The 17,174-nt window shown below is 66.8% G+C and carries 20 protein-coding genes; 10 read left to right on the top strand and 10 right to left on the bottom strand.

From position 1 onward, the window contains the following. Window positions 1-102 precede the first annotated feature (102 nt). Window positions 103-744 (top strand): trimeric intracellular cation channel family protein, encoded by a 642-nt coding sequence (locus U1701_RS01565; RefSeq protein ID WP_332780773.1) that lies wholly within the window; start codon window positions 103-105, stop codon window positions 742-744. A gap of 9 nt (window positions 745-753) precedes the next feature. Here the strand turns inward: U1701_RS01565 and U1701_RS01560 are convergent, their stop codons facing one another. From U1701_RS01560 to U1701_RS01545, 4 genes are all read right to left on the bottom strand, one after another. Continuing rightward, window positions 754-1,179, bottom strand: coding sequence for a hypothetical protein (locus U1701_RS01560; protein WP_332780772.1), 426 nt, complete (start codon window positions 1,177-1,179; stop codon window positions 754-756). Window positions 1,180-1,186: 7 nt separating this feature from the next. Continuing rightward, complete coding sequence (locus U1701_RS01555) at window positions 1,187-1,543, bottom strand: hypothetical protein (protein WP_332780771.1); 357 nt, start codon at window positions 1,541-1,543, stop codon at window positions 1,187-1,189. A gap of 80 nt (window positions 1,544-1,623) precedes the next feature. Next, entirely contained in the window at window positions 1,624-2,061 is a 438-nt protein-coding gene (locus U1701_RS01550; RefSeq protein ID WP_332780770.1) for a CoA-binding protein, read from the bottom strand. Between the two features lie 97 nt (window positions 2,062-2,158). After that, window positions 2,159-3,109, bottom strand: a complete 951-nt coding sequence (locus U1701_RS01545) for an Mrp/NBP35 family ATP-binding protein (RefSeq protein WP_332780769.1) — start codon at window positions 3,107-3,109, stop codon at window positions 2,159-2,161. Between the two features lie 70 nt (window positions 3,110-3,179). On the opposite strand from U1701_RS01545, the gene hflK reads away from it, so the two are divergent. The 5 genes from hflK to U1701_RS01520 all read left to right on the top strand — a co-directional run bounded on the left by hflK (window position 3,180) and on the right by U1701_RS01520 (window position 9,931). Then, a complete protein-coding gene (gene hflK, locus U1701_RS01540) occupies window positions 3,180-4,289 on the top strand; it encodes a protease modulator HflK (RefSeq protein WP_332780768.1) in 1,110 nt (369 codons plus the stop codon). Continuing rightward, window positions 4,286-5,149, top strand: a complete 864-nt coding sequence (gene hflC, locus U1701_RS01535) for a protease modulator HflC (RefSeq protein WP_443025976.1) — start codon at window positions 4,286-4,288, stop codon at window positions 5,147-5,149. The genes hflK and hflC overlap by 4 nt, the downstream gene beginning before the upstream one ends. 94 nt (window positions 5,150-5,243) lie before the next feature. Continuing rightward, complete coding sequence (locus U1701_RS01530; protein ID WP_332781423.1) at window positions 5,244-6,791, top strand: Do family serine endopeptidase; 1,548 nt, start codon at window positions 5,244-5,246, stop codon at window positions 6,789-6,791. 117 nt (window positions 6,792-6,908) lie between these two features. Further along, window positions 6,909-8,525 (top strand): helicase HerA-like domain-containing protein, encoded by a 1,617-nt coding sequence (locus tag U1701_RS01525; RefSeq protein WP_332780766.1) that lies wholly within the window; start codon window positions 6,909-6,911, stop codon window positions 8,523-8,525. A gap of 176 nt (window positions 8,526-8,701) precedes the next feature. Then, window positions 8,702-9,931, top strand: coding sequence for a M20 metallopeptidase family protein (locus U1701_RS01520; RefSeq protein ID WP_332780765.1), 1,230 nt, complete (start codon window positions 8,702-8,704; stop codon window positions 9,929-9,931). A 180-nt stretch (window positions 9,932-10,111) separates the two neighbouring features. Here U1701_RS01520 and U1701_RS01515 read toward each other — a convergent pair whose 3' ends face one another. From U1701_RS01515 to U1701_RS01505, 3 genes are all read right to left on the bottom strand, one after another. After that, window positions 10,112-10,783, bottom strand: a complete 672-nt coding sequence (locus U1701_RS01515; RefSeq protein ID WP_332780764.1) for an opacity protein — start codon at window positions 10,781-10,783, stop codon at window positions 10,112-10,114. 528 nt (window positions 10,784-11,311) lie between these two features. Beyond that, entirely contained in the window at window positions 11,312-11,656 is a 345-nt protein-coding gene (locus U1701_RS01510) for a DNA primase (RefSeq protein ID WP_332780763.1), read from the bottom strand. 70 nt (window positions 11,657-11,726) lie between these two features. Next, entirely contained in the window at window positions 11,727-12,983 is a 1,257-nt protein-coding gene (locus tag U1701_RS01505) for a multidrug effflux MFS transporter (protein ID WP_332780762.1), read from the bottom strand. Window positions 12,984-13,108: 125 nt separating this feature from the next. Here U1701_RS01505 and U1701_RS01500 point away from each other — a divergent pair, with 125 nt between their 5' ends. Further along, window positions 13,109-14,062, top strand: a complete 954-nt coding sequence (locus U1701_RS01500; protein ID WP_332780761.1) for an isopenicillin N synthase family dioxygenase — start codon at window positions 13,109-13,111, stop codon at window positions 14,060-14,062. Between the two features lie 185 nt (window positions 14,063-14,247). After that, window positions 14,248-14,745, top strand: a complete 498-nt coding sequence (locus tag U1701_RS01495) for a thermonuclease family protein (protein WP_332780760.1) — start codon at window positions 14,248-14,250, stop codon at window positions 14,743-14,745. Between the two features lie 48 nt (window positions 14,746-14,793). On the opposite strand, the gene U1701_RS01490 is transcribed toward U1701_RS01495, so the two are convergent. After that, window positions 14,794-14,994, bottom strand: coding sequence for a hypothetical protein (locus tag U1701_RS01490; RefSeq protein WP_332780759.1), 201 nt, complete (start codon window positions 14,992-14,994; stop codon window positions 14,794-14,796). After that, window positions 14,988-15,422 carry a hypothetical protein gene (locus U1701_RS01485; protein WP_332780758.1) on the bottom strand — a complete coding sequence of 145 codons (435 nt, stop codon included), beginning with the start codon at window positions 15,420-15,422 and terminating at the stop codon, window positions 14,988-14,990. Before U1701_RS01485 ends, U1701_RS01490 begins: the two co-directional genes overlap by 7 nt. Window positions 15,423-15,665: 243 nt before the next feature. Here U1701_RS01485 and U1701_RS01480 point away from each other — a divergent pair, with 243 nt between their 5' ends. Then, the gene (locus U1701_RS01480) at window positions 15,666-15,830 is read left to right on the top strand and encodes a hypothetical protein (protein ID WP_332780757.1); all 165 of its coding nucleotides are present in this window, start codon (window positions 15,666-15,668) and stop codon (window positions 15,828-15,830) included. Next, the gene (locus tag U1701_RS01475) at window positions 15,827-16,114 is read left to right on the top strand and encodes a type II toxin-antitoxin system RelE/ParE family toxin (protein ID WP_332780756.1); all 288 of its coding nucleotides are present in this window, start codon (window positions 15,827-15,829) and stop codon (window positions 16,112-16,114) included. The genes U1701_RS01480 and U1701_RS01475 overlap by 4 nt, the downstream gene beginning before the upstream one ends. A gap of 335 nt (window positions 16,115-16,449) precedes the next feature. Here the strand turns inward: U1701_RS01475 and U1701_RS01470 are convergent, their stop codons facing one another. Further along, complete coding sequence (locus tag U1701_RS01470) at window positions 16,450-17,013, bottom strand: winged helix-turn-helix domain-containing protein (RefSeq protein ID WP_332780755.1); 564 nt, start codon at window positions 17,011-17,013, stop codon at window positions 16,450-16,452. Window positions 17,014-17,174 lie beyond the last annotated feature (161 nt).

Raw genomic sequence — 17,174 nt, 5'->3', positions numbered from 1 at the left:
TTGTCTGGATAGCGGCGGTTGCATGAACCTGAAACAACCGCACGTTCAGAAAGCCAAAGCGTTCCGTCGCGCGCACGATTGATCTGGTCTATGTCGTTGCGAATGCTGCCGACGCCGATCCTTCCCGTGACCATCCTGCCCGTTGCTGCGCCCTGGGCCGATCTCGCGGGGCTAGCGGTGTTCGCTGCCTCGGGCGCGCTGGCGGCGGCGAAGCGGGGGCAAACCGCAGTCACGCTCGCGTTCTTCGCGCTCATCACCGGGGTCGGCGGGGGAACGGTCCGCGACCTCCTGATCGGCGCGCCGGTATTCTGGGTGCACGACGCGCGCGCGGCGGCGGTCTGCCTGGCAATCGCGATGCTGATCTGGACGACGCCCGAGCGCTGGTGGAAGGACGAGGCGCTCGACTGGTTCGATGCGGTCGGCCTAGCCGCCTATGCCGTGTACGGCGCCGCCAAGGCGATGCGTTACGGCATCCCGCCGGTGCCCGCGGCGGTGATGGGCGTGGTGACCGCGTGCGTCGGCGGGATCATCCGCGACATGCTGGCCGGGGAGCCGTCGATCCTGATGAGACCGGAACTGTACGTGACCGCAGCGGCGCTGTCGTCGGCGACCTATGTCGCGCTGGTATTGATCGGCGTGCCGACCGCCTGGGCGGCGGTGATCGGCGCCAGCGCGGGGTTCGCGTTACGCGCGGCGGCGATCCGGTATCACCTCGCGTTGCCGGCGTATCGCGGGCGGCGGTGAACCAAGGCTTCAGGGCGCGGGCTTAGGCGGTGCGGGATCGTCGAGCAGGATGGGCACGCGGCCGCGCTTGTCCGGCTTTTTCGCAAGCGCGCTCTTCACCAGCCCGACGGCGCCGTTGACGATCACCGGGAGCGCATAGCCGCCGAGGCCGACGGGACAGTCCTCGCCATAGGCGCCGCATTCGTTGCCGGCCGCCTTGCCGTCGAGCGCGACCGAGGCGAGCATGTCAGGGTTGGACGGTACCGGCCGGTCGGGCACGCCCCGAAAGTCGCGCAAGGGCAGCCGCGGGGTGATCTTTTCGGGGCGGCCGCAGACGATGATGTCGGTGCCTTTGTCGTCGCTGGCGCTGGCGCACGGGTCGACGAGGATCGAGAAGCGCTCGGGCGCGGCCGGCGCCGCCTGTGCGAGCAGCAGAAGCGCGATGGCTATCGGCATGGGGCGGTCACGGTGCGGGCGTGCGCATGCCGCCCACATGCGTGTCTCCCGATCCCTCGCCGGGGCCAAAGCCGACCGTCGCCCGGACACCCGCCGACCCGCCGCCGACCAGGAAGGGGCCCATATCCTCCATCGGCGTGCGCGCATGGGTGAGCGCGGCGCGCTGTTCGGCGACGTTGTCGCGGCGGTCGAGCGTCTGGGTCGCGAGCGGGACGCGGAAGCGATCGGCCTGGCGCAGCCCGCAGACGGTAATGTCGGTGGAGTTCATATCGTACACACAGCGATTCTCGGCACTGGTCAGGTGCCGCGCGGTGTCGACCAGCGTAGCGGCATCGGCTTGAAGCGCCAGGAGAAGGATCAGCATCGGACACCTCGCGACAGCGGACAGCGCGATGCTGCCCGATCGGCGCAGCGAACTCCAGCGCCGTCAGCGGGCGAACCGGTTCATTCTCGATCCGCTATCTTGGCGATGCCCAGACGGGGAATCTCGATCGCGGGGCAGCGATCCATGACGACCTGAAGCCCGGCGGCTTCGGCGCGCGCGGCGGCAAGCTGGTCGACGACGCCAAGCTGCATCCACACCGACTTTGCGCCCGCGGCGATCGCCTGGTCAACCGCTTCGCCCGCGGCTGCCGAGTTGCGGAAGATATCGACGATGTCGATGCTGTCGCCGAGCTGTGCGAGGTCGCGGAACACGAACTCGCCGTGGATATGCTCTCCGGTGATCTGCGGGTTGACCGGGATGACGCGGTAGCCGTGCGCCTGGAGCTTCGCCATCACGCCGTAGGACGGGCGATCGGGACGGTCGGACGCGCCGACTAGGGCGATGGTGCGGGCGCCTTCCAGCAGCGCTTTGATATCGGCATCGGCGGTAAGCGGCATCGATGCCTCCATTGGAGAAACTGGTCCGCTCGTACCGTGGCTTCTCACGCGCCAGGTACGACCGGTCATCAGATAACGTGGTAAAGCTTGTCTGGTTTCACAGTGTCTTGAGCCATGCGACGAGCCGAGCGGCGAGCGGCGCGAACACCATATCGCCGGGCTCCGCCGCCGGAGGGCGGCCGGCGTCGGAGGCGGTGCGCAAGGCGATCGTCAGCGGCACGCGGCCGAGGAACGGGATGCCAAGTTCGGCGGCCGCGGCCTCCGCACCTCCGTTGCCGAACGGATCAGACGCTTCGCCGCAATGCGGGCAGACGTAACCGGCCATGTTCTCGATCAACCCGACGATAGGGATGCCCGCCTTCTCGAACAGGTCGATCGCGCGACGGGCGTCGATCAGCGCGAGATCCTGCGGGGTCGAGACGATCACCGCGCCGGCGGGGCGGTATTTTTGCACCATCGTCAGCTGGACGTCGCCGGTGCCGGGCGGCAGGTCGAGCACGAGCGTGTCGACCGCCCCCCAATCCGCCTCGACCAACTGGCCGAGCGCGCCCGCCGCCATCGGCCCGCGCCAGGCGAGCGCGCGGCCGGGTTCGACGAGCTGGCCCATCGACAGCAAGGGCACGCCGTAGGGCGTCGGGACCGGGTCGAGCACCTTGTCCTTGGCGGTCGGGCGGGTGCCCTCGACACCCATCAATCGCGGTTGCGAGGGGCCGTAGATGTCGGCGTCGACCAGCCCGACGCGGCGGCCGGCCCTGGACAAGGCTATAGCTAGGTTGGCGGAGAGCGTGGATTTGCCGACGCCGCCCTTGCCGCTGGCGATCGCGATCAGGCGGCGGGTGGTGCGTTCGGCGGTCATCGCGACGCGGACTTCGGCGACGCCCGGAAGCGCGGCCGCGGCACGGACCATAGCCTCCATCGCGTCACGCGCGTGCGGGTCCAGGCCGGTCGCGTCGATCACCACGCCCAGCCGCGCGCCTTCCAGACGCACCGTCGCGCGTGCACCCGCCACTGCGGCGACTGCCGCCTTTACCGCCTCGATGTCGATCATGGCGGTGCAGATAGGGTCGTACGTGCCGCTTGGCACTGTTTTTCCTCCGCCGCCTTCTTATAAAGGTCACATGACGATCTTCTCGCGCTGGCTTCGGCGTCCCCAAATCCTCGCCGTTGAAACACCAAAGGGTCCGTGGGGCGGATCGGGCGATGGGGGCGATTCGGGTGGTCCCCGCAATCCCTGGGCGACACCGCCGGGCGGTCGCAAGGGCGTAGCCAAGCCGAGTGCGCTCGATGAATTCCTGCGCAAGGCGCGCAACACCGGCGACGGCGGTGGGGGTGGCGGCGGTAACTTCGGTGGTCTGCCGTCTAGTGCCAACGCACGGACATTGTGGCTGATCGGCGTTGCGGTGATCATCGCTGCGTGGATCCTGTTCACCTCGATCCACCAGATCGGCCCGCAGCAACGCGGCGTCGTCACCAATTTCGGCCAATATGCGGGCACGCTCGAGCCTGGCCTTCGTCTCACGATGCCGGCGCCGTTCGCCGATGTCGAAGTGGTCGACGTTCAGAAGATCCGGACCGACAATTTTCCCGTGGGCGAGGGCGAGAACCTGACGCTGACGGGGGACCAGAACATCATCGACCTGGCCTATTCGGTACGCTGGGACATCGCCGATCCGCGCGATTTCGTGTTCCAGCTGGCACAGCCGCAGGACACGGTTCGCGCCGCCGCCGAAAGCGCGATGCGTGCCGTGGTCGCGACGACGACGCTCGACCAGGCGATCGGCGCCGGACGGACGCTGATCGAGCAGCGCGTGGCCGAACTGACTCAGTCGATCCTTAACGACTATAAGTCGGGCGTCCGCATCCAGGGTGTCGCGATCAAGCAGGCCGCCGCGCCCGCACGGATCGTCGAGGATTTCAACGCGGTGACCGCCGCACAGCAAGAGGCGGTCGCGAACCTCAACCAGTCGCGCTCCTATGCGCAACAGGTGGTCGCCCGCGCGCAGGGCGAAGCGGCGTCGTTCGACAAGGTGTACGAGCAGTACAAGCTGTCGCCGGTCGTGACGCGTCGCCGCATGTATTACGAGACCATGGAGGCCGTGCTGGCCAAGAGCGACAAGACGATCGTCGAGACACCGGGCGGCGTCGTGCCCTATCTGCCGCTGTCGAACGCCAAGCGTGTGCCCGAGCCTGAGATCGCACCCGCGACGCAGGCGGGAGGCGTACAGTGAACCCGACACTATATCGCAACCCGGTGGTTCTGGGGTTTGTCGCGCTGGTGCTGGTCATCCTGGCCGCCGCGACCTTTGCGATCGTGCCCGAAACCAAGCAGGCGGTGATCCTGCGGTTCGGTCAGCCGATCCGTACCGTCAACGTCTGGCAGCCGGGTGTGCCGTTCGGGCAGACCGGCGCGGGCCTCATCGCGCGCATCCCGTTCGTCGACCGGATCGTCTGGGTCGACAAGCGCGTCCAGGATTTGGAGCTCGACAACACGCTGGTGCTGTCGACCGACCAGCTTCGGCTCGAGGTCGACGCCTATGCGCGGTATCGGATCGTCGACCCGCGGAAGATGCGCAACGCGGTGGGTAGCGAGGACCGGATTCCCGACCAGCTGCGGCCGATCTTTGGGTCGGCGTTGCGCAACGAGCTCGGCAAGCGACAGTTCGTCGAGCTGCTGAGCCCCGAGCGCGGGCAGCTCATGGACAATATCCAGATTGGGCTGCAGCGGGTCGCGAGCCAGTACGGCGTCGAAATCGTCGACGTCCGGATCAAGCAGGCGAACCTTCCCGTCGGGCTGCCGCTCGACAGTGCGCTGAAGCGGATGCAGAGCGCGCGTCAGCAAGAGGCGATCACGATCCGCGCGCAGGGCCAGAAGGCCGCGCAGATCGTGCGTGCGCAGGCGGACGCCGATTCGGCGCGGATCTACGCCGAAAGCTTCGGCAAGGACGCCGACTTTTACGACTTCTACCGTGCGATGCAGTCGTACCGGCATACGTTCGGCGCGGATGGGACGAAGCCTGAAGGATCGACGTCGATCATTCTTTCGCCCAACAACAGCTATCTCAGGGAATTCGAGGGCCGCGGGCGTTGAACGCCTGACGACCCGTTCATATTCAAGCATCGTTCAGCATGAATTGGCGATCAGCCCCATGTTTCGACCGATGAAACGAGAGGACAACATCCCCGTGCGTTACGCCTACGCCATTACCAGTGCGCTTCTTCTGGGCGGTGCGACCGCGACTCTCGCGTTGCAGCCCGGTACTGCGCAAGTCGCGCAGAATGAACCTGGCGCGATCCAGGCGATTGCGCCCAAGCCCGGCGCGCCGATGAGCTTCGCCGACATGGTCGCCAAGCTGCAGCCAGCGGTCGTCAACATTTCGACCAAGCAGACGATCGTCCAGCAGGCGCAGGCCAACCCGTTCGCGGGCACGCCGTTCGGCGAGCTGTTCGGCGGCGGCGGCGGACAGGGCGGTGCCCCGGTTAAGCGCGAAGGCGCCTCGCTCGGTTCGGGCTTCCTGATTTCGCCCGATGGCTATGTCGTCACCAATGCGCACGTGATCCGTCCGGGCGCCAAGGGCGCGACGGTCAATTCGATCACCGTCACGTTGACCGACAAGAAGGAATACACCGCCAAGGTTATCGGCCAGGATGCGGATTCGGATCTCGCGCTGTTGAAGATCGACGCGCAGAACCTGCCGTTCGTCCGCTTCGGCGATTCGTCGCGCGCGCGGGTCGGCGACTGGGTGGTAGCGATCGGTGAGCCGTTCGGTCTTGGCGGCACGGTGACCGCGGGGATCATCTCGGCGATCAACCGCGTGACCGGCCAGGGCGGTGCGTATGACCGGTTCATCCAGACCGACGCGTCGATCAACCAGGGCAACTCGGGTGGCCCGATGTTCGACTTGAACGGCAACGTGATCGGCATCAACAGCCAGATCTTCAGCCAGTCGGGCGGCAATATCGGCATCGGATTCGCGATCCCGGCGGAGCAGGCCAAGCCGATCATCGACACCTTCATGAAGGGCGGTTCGATCAAGCGCGGCTATCTGGGCGTCGGGCTCGGCGGTGCGGTGAACGAGGATGCGGCGGCAGCGCTCGGCATCCCCAAGAACCGCGGCGAACTGATCTCGCGCGTGGAGCCCGATGGCCCCGCGGCACGCGGTGGCCTGAAGGTCGGCGACGTCGTGACCAAGGTCAACGGTAAGGACGTGACCGCGGACCAGACGCTGTCCTACCTCGTCTCGAACGTGCAACCCGGTCAGGTCGCGCGGCTCGATGTGATCCGCAACAGCCGGCCGACGACGGTCAACGTCACGGTCGCCGCGCGGCCTTCGCAGGAAGCACTGGCGGCGCTGGTCGGCGGTGGCGACGACGGCTTCGGAGCAGACGACGATGATGGCAGCGATGGCAGCGCCGTGGTGCCGACCAGCGGCAACGCGCTGGGGCTGACGGTGCAGCCGCTGACCCCGGCGATCGCGCGTGCGCCCGCGGTTAACGTCGACGCGACGGTGCAGGGTGTCGTGATCGCGCAGGTCGATCCGGCAAGCGATGCCGCGGGCAAGCTGAAGCGCGGCGACGTCATCACCGCGATCAACGGCGCGCAGGTGCGCTCCGCGGCCGACGTCGCGGCGGCGGTGACGCAGGCCAAGGCTGCCGGTCGGCCGCAGGTGTTGCTGCTCGTCCAGCGCGGACGCGGTCCGGGCGCGTTCGTGCCGCTGAAGATCAAGAGCTGATCTCAGCGAAGCAGGTTTGAGGCGAGGGCCGTCGTTCCCGAAGGGGAGCGGCGGCCTTTTTCTTTTGAGCGGCATGCACCCTCGCGCTAGGCCTTTGCGGAACACGCGGAGACGGCAATGAGCGACGGCATCTCCATCGGCACCGGTGGCGGCAAGCCCCAGATCCTCGATCTCAAGCGCGCCAACCGCCACGGGCTGATCGCGGGCGCGACCGGCACCGGCAAGACGGTGACGTTGCAGGGGATCGTCGAGGGGTTTTCGGCAAACGGGGTGCCGTGCTTCGTCGCTGACGTGAAGGGCGACCTGTCGGGGCTCGCCATGGCGGGTTCGCCGACCGCGAAAACGCACGAGGCGTTCGCGGCGCGGGCGAAGGAGATCGGCGACACTGACTGGGCCTATGCCGACAACCCGGTGCAGTTCTGGGACCTGTACGGCGAACAGGGCCACCCGATCCGCACGACGATCAGCGAGATGGGGCCGTTGCTGCTCGCGCGGCTGATGGACCTGAACGAGGTGCAGGAAGGCGTGCTGCAGATCGCGTTCCACGTCGCGGATACAGAGGGGCTTCTGCTGCTCGACCTCGACGATCTGCAGGCCATGCTGGTCGATTGCGCCGGGCGTGCCGCCGAACTGACGACGACCTATGGGAATGTCTCGAAACAGTCGATCGGCGCGATCCAGCGGTCGCTGCTGCAGCTGCGGACCCAAGGCGCGGAGCATTTCTTCGGCGAGCCAGCGCTCGCGCTGCGCGACTTCATCCGGACCGACGAATATGGCCGCGGGATCGTCAATATTCTCGCCGCCGACCGGCTGATGGCGAGTCCGAAGCTGTATTCGACCTTTCTGTTGTGGTTGATGAGCGAGCTCTTCGAGGTGCTCCCCGAGGTCGGTGATCCCGACAAGCCCAAGCTCTGCTTCTTCTTCGACGAGGCGCATCTGCTGTTCGACGATGCGCCAAAGGCCCTGCTGGAGAAGATCGAACAGGTCGTCAGGCTGATCCGGTCGAAGGGCGTCGGCATCTATTTCATCACGCAGAACCCGATCGACATTCCCGACACGGTTGCGGGGCAGCTCGGCAACCGCGTGCAGCACGCACTGCGCGCGTTCACGCCGCGCGATCAGGCTGCGGTCCGCGCTGCTGCTGAGACGTTCCGCACGAATCTGGGGGTCGATGTCGCGACCGCGATCACCGAGCTGAAGGTCGGTGAGGCGCTGGTGTCGCTGCTGCAGGCGGACGGGTCGCCGACGCCGGTCGAGCGCACGCTGATCAAACCGCCCAAAAGCCGAGTCGGGCCGATCACGCCCGAGGAGCGCCGCGTGATGATCGAGACCGACGCGATCGGCGATACCTACGACGAAGCGATCGACCGCGAGTCGGCAGAAGAGCTGCTCGCGGCGAAAACGCAGGCGGCGGCGGCTTCGGCGGCAGCGGCCAAGGCCACGACCGAGGCCGAAAGGGCGGAGGCAGCGCAGGCCAAGGCGGATGCGAACGCGGCCAAGGTCGCGGCGCGGGAGCAGGCGGCGCAGCGCAAGGACGACGCGCGAGAGGCGGCCAATTCGCCGTGGAGCAGGGCCGCGACCTCGGCAACGCGCGCGGCAGGGTCTTCGATCGGGCGTCAGGTCGCGAACGAGATCGGCAAGCAGGTGTTCGGGACGTCACGGCGACGGTCGTCGAGCGGAGGATTGGCCGCGACGGTGCTGCGCGGGGTTTTGGGCGGGCTGTTCCGGGGGTAGGTGGAGGCCATACGCATGGTTCTGCAACCTCGGGTTCCCCGGCGGAGGCCGGGGCCCAGTTGGGCGGGTAGAAGTAATCGAGGACGGTGCTTCGTTACCTCTGCCTTCCCAACTGGGCCCCGGCCTTCGCCGGGGAGCAGGTGGATGGACTAGGCGGCATTTCAAAGGAGTTCGCGATGAGCCTGGATTTCGATACCGCAACCGACTGGACCGCTATCGGCGAGGCTTCGCTCGACGACGCGATCGAGCTGCGACGTGCGATCCATGCGGATCCCGAGATCGGGCTCCACTGTCCCCGCACTTCGGACAAGATCAAGGCGGCGCTTGCGGGCCTGCCGCTGGAGTTCCGCGAGGGCAGCGCGACCACCGGGTTCGTGGCGATCCTGCGCGGCGGACGCGACGGCGCCGCGGGTGGCAATGGCCGGACGGTGCTGTTGCGCGGCGACATGGATGCGTTGCCGATGCAGGAGGAGACCGGGCTGCCATTCGCCTCCAGGACCGACGGCGCGATGCACGCCTGCGGGCATGATTCGCATACCGCGATGCTGGTCGGCGCGGCGAAGGCACTGTGCGCGCGGCGCGAGACGCTGGCGGGGACGGTGGTCTTCATGTTCCAGCCGGGGGAAGAGGGGCATCATGGCGCGCGGCACATGATCGCCGACGGTCTGCTCGACGATCCGCTGCCCGAGGCGGCGTTCGCGCTACATATCTCGCCCAACATGCCGATGGGGACGGTGGTCAGCCGCGCAGGCACGCTGATGGCGTCGACCGACACGCTGCGCGCGACGATCACCGGGCGTGGCGGGCATGCGGCGATGCCGCACGACTGCCTCGATCCGCTGCCGATCGCGTGCGAGATCGTCACCGCGTTGCAGGTCTATGTCGCGCGGCAGGTTCCGGTCACCGATCCCGCGGTGCTGTCGATCACGAAGCTGAACGCCGGCACCGCGCACAACGTAATCCCGTCGCATGTCGAGATGCTGGGGACGATGCGGACGCTGTCGGAGCGGACGCGCGAGCAACTGCGCGCCGCGTTTACGCGGATGGTCGAGGGGATCGCGGCGGCGCATGGCGCGATCGGCGAGGCGCGGATCGAGGAGGGCTATCCGGTCACGGTCAACGATCCGCGCGCGACCGATCTGGTCAAGGCGTGCGCAACGCGGCTGTTGGGGCCAGCGGGCTGGGCGGTGATGCCGCCGATGATGGGCGCGGAGGATTTTTCGTACGTGCTGCAGAAGATGCCGGGCGCGATGGCGTTCATCGGTGCGGCGCCCGAAGGCAGCGATCCGCGCACCAACCCGCCGCTGCATAACACCAAGATGACGATCGACGAGCGCGTGATGGCGCAGGGGATCGCGATGCATTGCACGGTCGCTGAGCGGTTTTTGGAGGCCGGGTTCGATTGACCCCCGTCATCCCAGCGAAGGCTGGGATTTCATGAGGCAGATGGGGGGCAGGAGCCGCACGAGACCCCAGCCTTCGCTGGGGCGACGAAGTATGACGGCGCCCTGTGGCGTGTCGATCCCAACAAAAAAGGGCGGGGTCTTGCGACCCCGCCCTCTTCGGCAGTTCAGACGCGCGAGCGCTTAGAAGTGCGTGATGATGCCGAGCATCGGGCGCAGGCTCTGCGCGTCGCCGAAGGTGTTGACCTCTGCGCGGATGCGGAAGCCGGCGTTGCCGGTGATGCCCTTCAGGCCAATGCTCTGCGGACCGACTTCAGCGCCGATGCCGTAGGTGACTGCGCCGTAATCACGACCGGTGTCGCCACCGTTGGTCGAGCGTGCCGAGAAATGGTCGAAGTTGACCCACTGGTAGCCGACTTTGCCGTAGATGATGCCGCTGTCGCCGGCACGGAAGCCGAAACGGCCTGCTGCGCCATATTCCCAATCGATGTTGCCATCGACGCCCTTGGCGACGTTACCCTCGGCGCCGACGAACACCGGTCCCAGCGGAATGTTGATGCCGGCAACGCCCTGCACCAGCGAACCGGCGGGCTTGTAGCCGCGACGGGTCGAACCATCGGCGTTCAGCGCCTGCGGGATGCCGTGGCCACGCTCGTTGTCGAACTGCTCCCAGCCGCCCATGATGCCGAAATACGGCTCGATCCCGAAGGCCTTCGAGCCGTCGGGTGCTGCTGCTTCGCCGGGGGCTGCGCTGTTATCGACCGGGGCGCCGTTGTCGACCGGGACGTCCTGAGCGAACGCGGGGACGGCGAGGGTTGCAGCGGCGAGCGCGACGGCGAGAGAAAGCTTACGCATGTCATATGACCTTTATGGTTTCGGTTTCGGGGCCCCATCGCGTCACCGCGCCAGGTCCAGGACCCTCCAAACCGGCGAATGACACTATTGTTGCACCGCAAACAACCAAAGCCAGGAACTAATCTAAGCTGTGGCCAAAGGGTCACGGTTCCTGTCTCACAGGTGAACGAACCATGACGGATCAGCGGCTTAAGAGGCCGTAATATGGCACAATCGAGGCGAAGCATGGCGGCGTCGCTTTGCTGCACTGCACACTCCGCGCGTCGGGATACGAGGCGGGATGTGCGCCCTAAGCAGCGTTACGGGCGCGCGCCCGGCGGCATACCGATCGATGTTCGATTTGGCCCGGTCGGCCGCCGCGGCGCTGATGTCCGCGGTGCGAGCCGGTTCGCGCGAACAGGCGGCGAGGCCGATAAACCCGGCGACGAGAACGATACGCAAGCCGTCCTCCGTACATTGGAAGCGCAGGATGTTGGGGCAACGGCCCGTTGAGAAAGCCTCTGGGTGCGGGGCACGCGGCCCCGCGGGTCAGGGCTTGAGCGCGACGTCGTCCGTATCGTCGAGGTCGTCGTCGTCGTCGATGCTGCCATCGTCGAGCGCGTCCTGGACATCGTCCTCGTCCTGGTCGGCTTCGTCCATCGTGACGCTCGCGTCGCTTTCGCCGACCTCTTCGGAATCCATGTCGAGATCGTCGATCGGCTCGCCGTCGGCGTCGTCCAGGCCCAGATCGGGAGCGAGGTTGGTGAGAATCACGCCGTCGGTCGGGCCGTTGCCGGTAACCTCGAGGATCTCTGCGCGCTGGCTCTCGTCATAGCCTTCCTCGTCATAGCCGTCGTCGCCCGAACCAAAGCTTGGCACCTGATGTCCGCCCATGATGTCACTCCTTTGGCCGCGGGATGCGGGTGTATGAAGCGCGAACGGCGAGGATGGCCTTGCGGTTCCGTCAGGCGGGTTGGGGCGCAGGGTGCGCGGGGCGGAACAGGCGGCCGCGTTCGGTGATGCCGACCATCACCAGCGCGGCGAGCCCGGCGATCAGGAAACCAAGCACGAGCGGGATCGTCGTGCCGTCGAACGCCTGGCCGATCATCGCACCCGCGACCGCGCCCGCGGTGACGCTGACGAACCCCTGGACGCTGGAGGCGGTGCCGGCGATGCGGCCCATATTCTCCATCGCCATCGCCGAGAAGTTGGAGGTGGCGAGACCGAAGCAGCCCAGCGTCAGCGCCTGGAAGGCCGTGAAGCTGACGAGGTTTTCCCACCCCAGCAGGATCGCGGCGAGGTGAAGGACCGACACCAGGATCAGCCCGGTCAGCGCGCCGTGGCTGATCAGGCGGGTGCCGAGCCGCATCACGATGCGCGAGTTGAGCAGGTTGGCGACCGCCATCGTCACCGAACTCGCTGCGAAGATCACCGGGAGCAGCGCTGGCTTCGCGAAGACGTCGGCCATGATCTGCTGGATCGAGTTGAGATAGCCGTAGAGCCCCGCCATCAGCGCGGTCGAGGCGAGCATATAGCCGAGCGACTGGCGATCGGTCAGCGTGACGCGCCAGTCGGACAGGATGCGCGCCGGCGTGATCGGCAGGACGTTCTCGGGTGCCAGCGTTTCGGGCATGCGGATGTAGAACCACACCAGCACCGCCGTGGTCAGCGCAGCGATGGTCGCGAAGATCAGCCGCCAGTCGCCGAACTGCAGCACCACCCAGCCGAAACTGGGCGCGAGGATCGGGACGATCATGAACACCATGAACGCGATCGACATCACTCGCGCCATCGCGCGGCCGTGATAGCAGTCGCGGACCAGCGCGATCGTCGCGACCCGCGCGGCGGCGATCATCGCGCCGCCCAGCGCGCGCGCGACCAGCAGCAGCGTGAAGCTGCCCGCGATCGCGCAGGCGAGGTTGGCGACGACATAGGCGGCGAGTGCCCAGAGCAACACGGTGCGGCGGCCGAACCGGTCGGCGAGCGGGCCGTGGATCAGCTGCGCGACGCCGAACCCGATGATGAACGCGGTGACGACGAACTGGCGCGCATTGGCGCTGGCGACGTCGAGCGTGTCGCCGATCGCGGGGAGGGCGGGGAGCATCGAATCGATGCCGAGCGCGGTCAGCGACATCAGCGAGGCGACGAGCGCGACGAACTCGACGAAGCCGATCGGCGCGCCGCGCATCGTCGGCGAGTCGGTGGAGGGGGCGGAAGTCATGATGCGGGGGCTTTACAGGGGGATGCTGCAGTGCGGAACCCGTGCCGGCCGCTTCGGCGGGGTGTTTGGCAAAGCCCGCGCCCCGCGCCTATATGCAGCATTCCCCAATACGGACCCTTATCATCATGCTCGATACCCCCGCCGCCCAGGTCCCGACCCTCAGCCTCGCATCCCAGGACAGCGACCCCGACGGCTTCGCCGCGGCGTTTGGCGGGTCGTTCGAACGCTATGGCTTCGCGGTCATCGCCGATCACGGCATCCCCGCCGAGCTGATCGACCGCGCCTGGGCCGAGACCAAAGCGCTGTTCGACCTGCCCGAGGACGAGAAGCGGCAATACCATGTCCCCGGCGGCGGCGGCGCGCGCGGCTATACGCCGTTCAAGACCGAGATCGCCAAGGATGCGACCGCGGTCGACCTCAAGGAATTCTGGCATGTCGGGCGCGAGCTCGCCGCCGGGCATCGCTATGCCGCGCAGATGGCGCCGAACGTCTGGCCCGACCGGCCCGAGGGGTTCAAGTCGGTGTTCGTCGAGCTGTTCGCGGCGTTCGATGCGGCCGGCGACAAGCTGCTGTCGGCGATCGCGCGGCACCTGGGGCTCGCGCCCGACTGGTTCGACCCGGCGGTCAAGGACGGCAACAGCGTGCTGCGGCTGCTCCATTATCCGCCGATCCCCGCGGATGCCGAGGGCGTGCGCGCCGGGGCGCATGAGGACATCAACCTGATCACGCTTCTGCTCGGCGCCGAGGAGGCCGGGCTCGAGCTGCTCGGCAGCGACGGCGAGTGGCTGGCGATCAAGCCGCCCGAGGGCGCGATGGTGGTCAATGTCGGCGACATGCTGCAGCGGCTGACCAACCACAAGCTGCCCTCGACCACGCACCGCGTCGTCAACCCGCCGGTCGAGCGCCGCGGCCATTCGCGCTACTCGATGCCGTTCTTCCTGCACCCCGCGCCCGACTTCCTGATCGAGACGCTGCCGGGGACGGTGAGCGCGGCGCGGCCGGACCGCTATCCGACGCCGATCACCGCGCATGATTATCTGCATGAGCGGCTGGTCGAGATCGGGTTGGTCAAGGCGTAGGCGTCTTACCTCCCCTTCCTGGAAGGGAGGGGCAGGGGGTGGGTTGCTCTCGTGGGAGCACCGCGCCCGCCCCAAGCCGACCCACCCCCACCCTTCCAGGGAGGGGAGATTCGGATCGACTCACGCCGCGGGCGTTCCGTCGCATTCCATACCGATCGCTAACCCCCGCCGCCTAGCGCGGCGGGATGAAGCATCCGGCTGATTTCTTTCGCGTTTCGACCCTTACCCGGACCCTATTGCTTGGCGGACTGGCGCTGGCGCTGGGCGTGGTGGTCGAGCGGACCGGCGACGCGGGCGCGGCCGTGTCGCGCACGCCCGATACCGCCCGCGCGCGGTTCACGGTGTGCGGGCACGCCAAGCGGATCGACTGCGTGGTCGACGGCGACACCTTCTGGATGCGCGGCGAGAAGATCCGCATCGCCGATATCGACACGCCCGAGACGCACCCGCCGCGCTGCGCCGCCGAAGCGCGGGCGGGCAAGGCGGCGACGCTGCGGATGCAGTCGCTGCTGAACGCCGGGCCGTTCACGCTGGTGCCGATCCGGCGCGACGTCGATCGCTATGGCCGGAAGCTGCGGCGCGTCGAGCGGGACGGCGAATCGCTGGGCGCGGTGCTGGTCGGCGAGGGGCTCGCGCGCGACTATGGCGGCGGCAAGCGCGCCGGGTGGTGCGGCCGGGCGTGACGTCCACGATTTGAAAGGTCACAAAAGTCACGCCCGCGGGGGTGTTTTTCAGGCCTTGTGTTCGGACGGGGGATGCGGGCGGTAATCGTCGATGTCGAGCAGATCGGCGTCGACATCGGTGTCTACCAGCCCGGTCATCGCACCGCCGAAATCGGCCTGCATCGCCGCGATCGTATCGGCCCGCGCGCGCATGTCGCCGCCGGCGTCGAACAGCGGGGGGTTGAGGTGGCGCAGCAGGAACATCAGCATCCGGTCCGACGGGATCGCCTGTTCGGCGACGATCCGCCCCTCGCGCCAGATCTGGCGCGGCGTGCCGGAGGTGGCGCGCTCGAACGCGCCGTTATCAGCCGGCCGCCGGCGCGCATCAGCGCCGCGTCCCAGGCGCGTGCGAAGCCTGCCCCCTTGGGATGGTTGCGCAGGCGATAGGCGGAGCGCGGGGTGATGTCGGCGGCTTCGGCGGCAAGGCCGATGCTGCCGGTGTTGGCGAGCGTGTTGAGGACCATGCGCTGGCGTTCCGCGGTCCAGCCGTTGTGGCGGCGGCGGAGGGCGACCATCTCCATGCTTTCGGTGACCACTTGGGGCGCCTGTTTCGAGGGCGGGTCGTAGACCCATTCATGGCCGTGGCTGGTGTCCATGTGGCCGGTGCGCTCGCCGGCTGCCAGTTCGTCCGCTCGCATGATTCGTGCTCCCTTTGTTCCAAGAGCCGCACCAGTTTCGCGTGGTTGAGCTTGTAGGACAGCGGGTTTTTGGGGGGTGCCGATCAAAAAGCCCCTCCCCTTCAGGGGAGGGGTTGGGGTGGGGGCTCGCCGCCGGACGGCGCGCTTGTGGAAAGGCCCCACCCCCAGCCCCTCCCCTGAAGGGGAGGGGGGAAGACGTTGATCGGGCTTATCGCGCCGCCCGGTTTCTGGTAACGCCGAGTGATGAAACCAGTCGTCGACGAGCAGGAAAAGCTGGGCGATGCGGGCGGGCCGCCCGAGCGAGGCTATGACGCGTGGAAGCGGGCCAAGATCGAGCGCGGGTTGGCGCAAAGCCGAGATCGCAGCGCGATGATTCCTGTCGAGCAGGTTCTGCGCGACCTGTCTTGAACGTCGGCTTCACGCCACAGGCGCGGGACGATCTGGCGGCGATCCGCGATTGGATTGCCGAAGATAATCCACCGGCCGCCGAACGTGTGGTCGGGCGGATTGTGCAGACCGCGATGATGTTCGGGCAGTTTCCGCTGCTGGGCCGCGCGGGCAAGGTTGCCGGGACGCGCGAGTTTTCCGTGGTCGGGCTGCCCTATGTCATCGTCTATGCGATCGCGTCGGAGAGCGAGATCGACGTCTTGACGGTGCTGCATAACCGGCGGCGGTATCCGCCGATGGCGTAGGCTGTCCGCTGGTGTGCATGCTGCGGGCCGCGACACCCACCCCCGTCATGCCGGACTTGGTCCGGCATCCATGGCGTCGCAGGAGCGAGAGGTTTTGGTTTGCGGCACGATGGACCCCGGAACAAGTCCGGGGTGACGGAGCGCTTGGGGCTGCTGGGGTGGGCTCAGGCTGCGTCGCGGACGAGCGCGCCGCTGGCCTCCAGCCGCTGGTGCAGCGCGTCGGCGGACAGTTCGAAGCCGTTGGGCCAGGCGAGCGCGCCGCCTTCGACGGAGGCGGGCGCGAAATAGACGGGGTCGGCTAGGGGTTCTAAACTTTAACCGCTAGCGGATCTTAATTACAGGGCATCAAAATCGCTTATATCGTTTTCTAATATAAAACCAGTTTCATCAACAGATTGGCCTTGCAATTCCAAAGCGCCCTCCGACTGGAGGTCATTGCTAGGAGGTAAGGTGGATCCTTTGGGCGTCGATTTAAATGTCCGACCAGGGTACCACTCTTTTAGACCCCAAATCCCACGATCTACACGAACAACATCGCCAACATTATTAAAGCGGCGCGTCAGAACGGATCCAACCACATTAAGAGGGTCAGATCCGTTCAAGACGACTCCTCCAGCCTGTATTGCTTTGAGTATGTCGGCATTTGACATCGCGCGCTTGCGGATCTTTAGAAGCGCCTTGGCAGCGTCAACGATCGACATCCCTAAGAATGCGCCCGCATCGTCTTGAAAATTATTGGACTGTTCTGCTGGAAGTGTTGCCGCGGGTAAAATTCCCAAGCGGCCGTCGCGCAGAATTTCAAGTGTCCGAATAGCGTTATCTAGTTCGTCACGCTTTGCCCGAAGGTCGACCAGTACAAGGTCGTATGGGTCCGCAGACACCGATTTGAGCTCGGCCATATTGACAACTCCAAGCCGAAATGGCTATCAGAGCGCCGCCCCCAAGACGCGAATCTCGGGGGCGGCGGTGACGCCGAAAGGTGCGACATCAGGGCTTATGGCCCCTCGACCTATCTCCTAACCGTCATCTTCTATCGCAACCTCCGCTAGTCTTAGCCTCG

Origin of the sequence: Sphingomonas rhamnosi (genome assembly GCF_036663615.1) — a bacterium.
In the GTDB taxonomy this organism is placed as follows: Bacteria; Pseudomonadota; Alphaproteobacteria; order Sphingomonadales; family Sphingomonadaceae; genus Sphingomonas.
The sequence above is the reverse complement of the archived record's forward strand: the minus strand, read 5'-3'. Positions and strand labels throughout refer to the sequence as shown.

What these genes read in the sequence shown, in the direction of transcription:
- U1701_RS01520 (WP_332780765.1), top strand. Translation starts at nt 8,702, where the DNA reads ATGAGCCTGGATTTCGATACCGCAACCGACTGGACCGCTATCGGCGAG.
- U1701_RS01515 (WP_332780764.1), bottom strand. Translation starts at nt 10,783, where the DNA reads ATGCGTAAGCTTTCTCTCGCCGTCGCGCTCGCCGCTGCAACCCTCGCC.
- U1701_RS01560 (WP_332780772.1), bottom strand. Translation starts at nt 1,179, where the DNA reads ATGCCGATAGCCATCGCGCTTCTGCTGCTCGCACAGGCGGCGCCGGCC.
- hflK (WP_332780768.1), top strand. Translation starts at nt 3,180, where the DNA reads ATGACGATCTTCTCGCGCTGGCTTCGGCGTCCCCAAATCCTCGCCGTT.
- U1701_RS01555 (WP_332780771.1), bottom strand. Translation starts at nt 1,543, where the DNA reads ATGCTGATCCTTCTCCTGGCGCTTCAAGCCGATGCCGCTACGCTGGTC.
- U1701_RS01545 (WP_332780769.1), bottom strand. Translation starts at nt 3,109, where the DNA reads ATGATCGACATCGAGGCGGTAAAGGCGGCAGTCGCCGCAGTGGCGGGT.
- U1701_RS01495 (WP_332780760.1), top strand. Translation starts at nt 14,248, where the DNA reads ATGAAGCATCCGGCTGATTTCTTTCGCGTTTCGACCCTTACCCGGACC.
- U1701_RS01485 (WP_332780758.1), bottom strand. Translation starts at nt 15,422, where the DNA reads ATGCGAGCGGACGAACTGGCAGCCGGCGAGCGCACCGGCCACATGGAC.
- U1701_RS01525 (WP_332780766.1), top strand. Translation starts at nt 6,909, where the DNA reads ATGAGCGACGGCATCTCCATCGGCACCGGTGGCGGCAAGCCCCAGATC.
- U1701_RS01470 (WP_332780755.1), bottom strand. Translation starts at nt 17,013, where the DNA reads ATGGCCGAGCTCAAATCGGTGTCTGCGGACCCATACGACCTTGTACTG.
- U1701_RS01510 (WP_332780763.1), bottom strand. Translation starts at nt 11,656, where the DNA reads ATGGGCGGACATCAGGTGCCAAGCTTTGGTTCGGGCGACGACGGCTAT.
- U1701_RS01505 (WP_332780762.1), bottom strand. Translation starts at nt 12,983, where the DNA reads ATGACTTCCGCCCCCTCCACCGACTCGCCGACGATGCGCGGCGCGCCG.
- U1701_RS01480 (WP_332780757.1), top strand. Translation starts at nt 15,666, where the DNA reads ATGAAACCAGTCGTCGACGAGCAGGAAAAGCTGGGCGATGCGGGCGGG.
- U1701_RS01550 (WP_332780770.1), bottom strand. Translation starts at nt 2,061, where the DNA reads ATGCCGCTTACCGCCGATGCCGATATCAAAGCGCTGCTGGAAGGCGCC.
- U1701_RS01500 (WP_332780761.1), top strand. Translation starts at nt 13,109, where the DNA reads ATGCTCGATACCCCCGCCGCCCAGGTCCCGACCCTCAGCCTCGCATCC.
- U1701_RS01565 (WP_332780773.1), top strand. Translation starts at nt 103, where the DNA reads ATGCTGCCGACGCCGATCCTTCCCGTGACCATCCTGCCCGTTGCTGCG.
- U1701_RS01490 (WP_332780759.1), bottom strand. Translation starts at nt 14,994, where the DNA reads ATGCTGATGTTCCTGCTGCGCCACCTCAACCCCCCGCTGTTCGACGCC.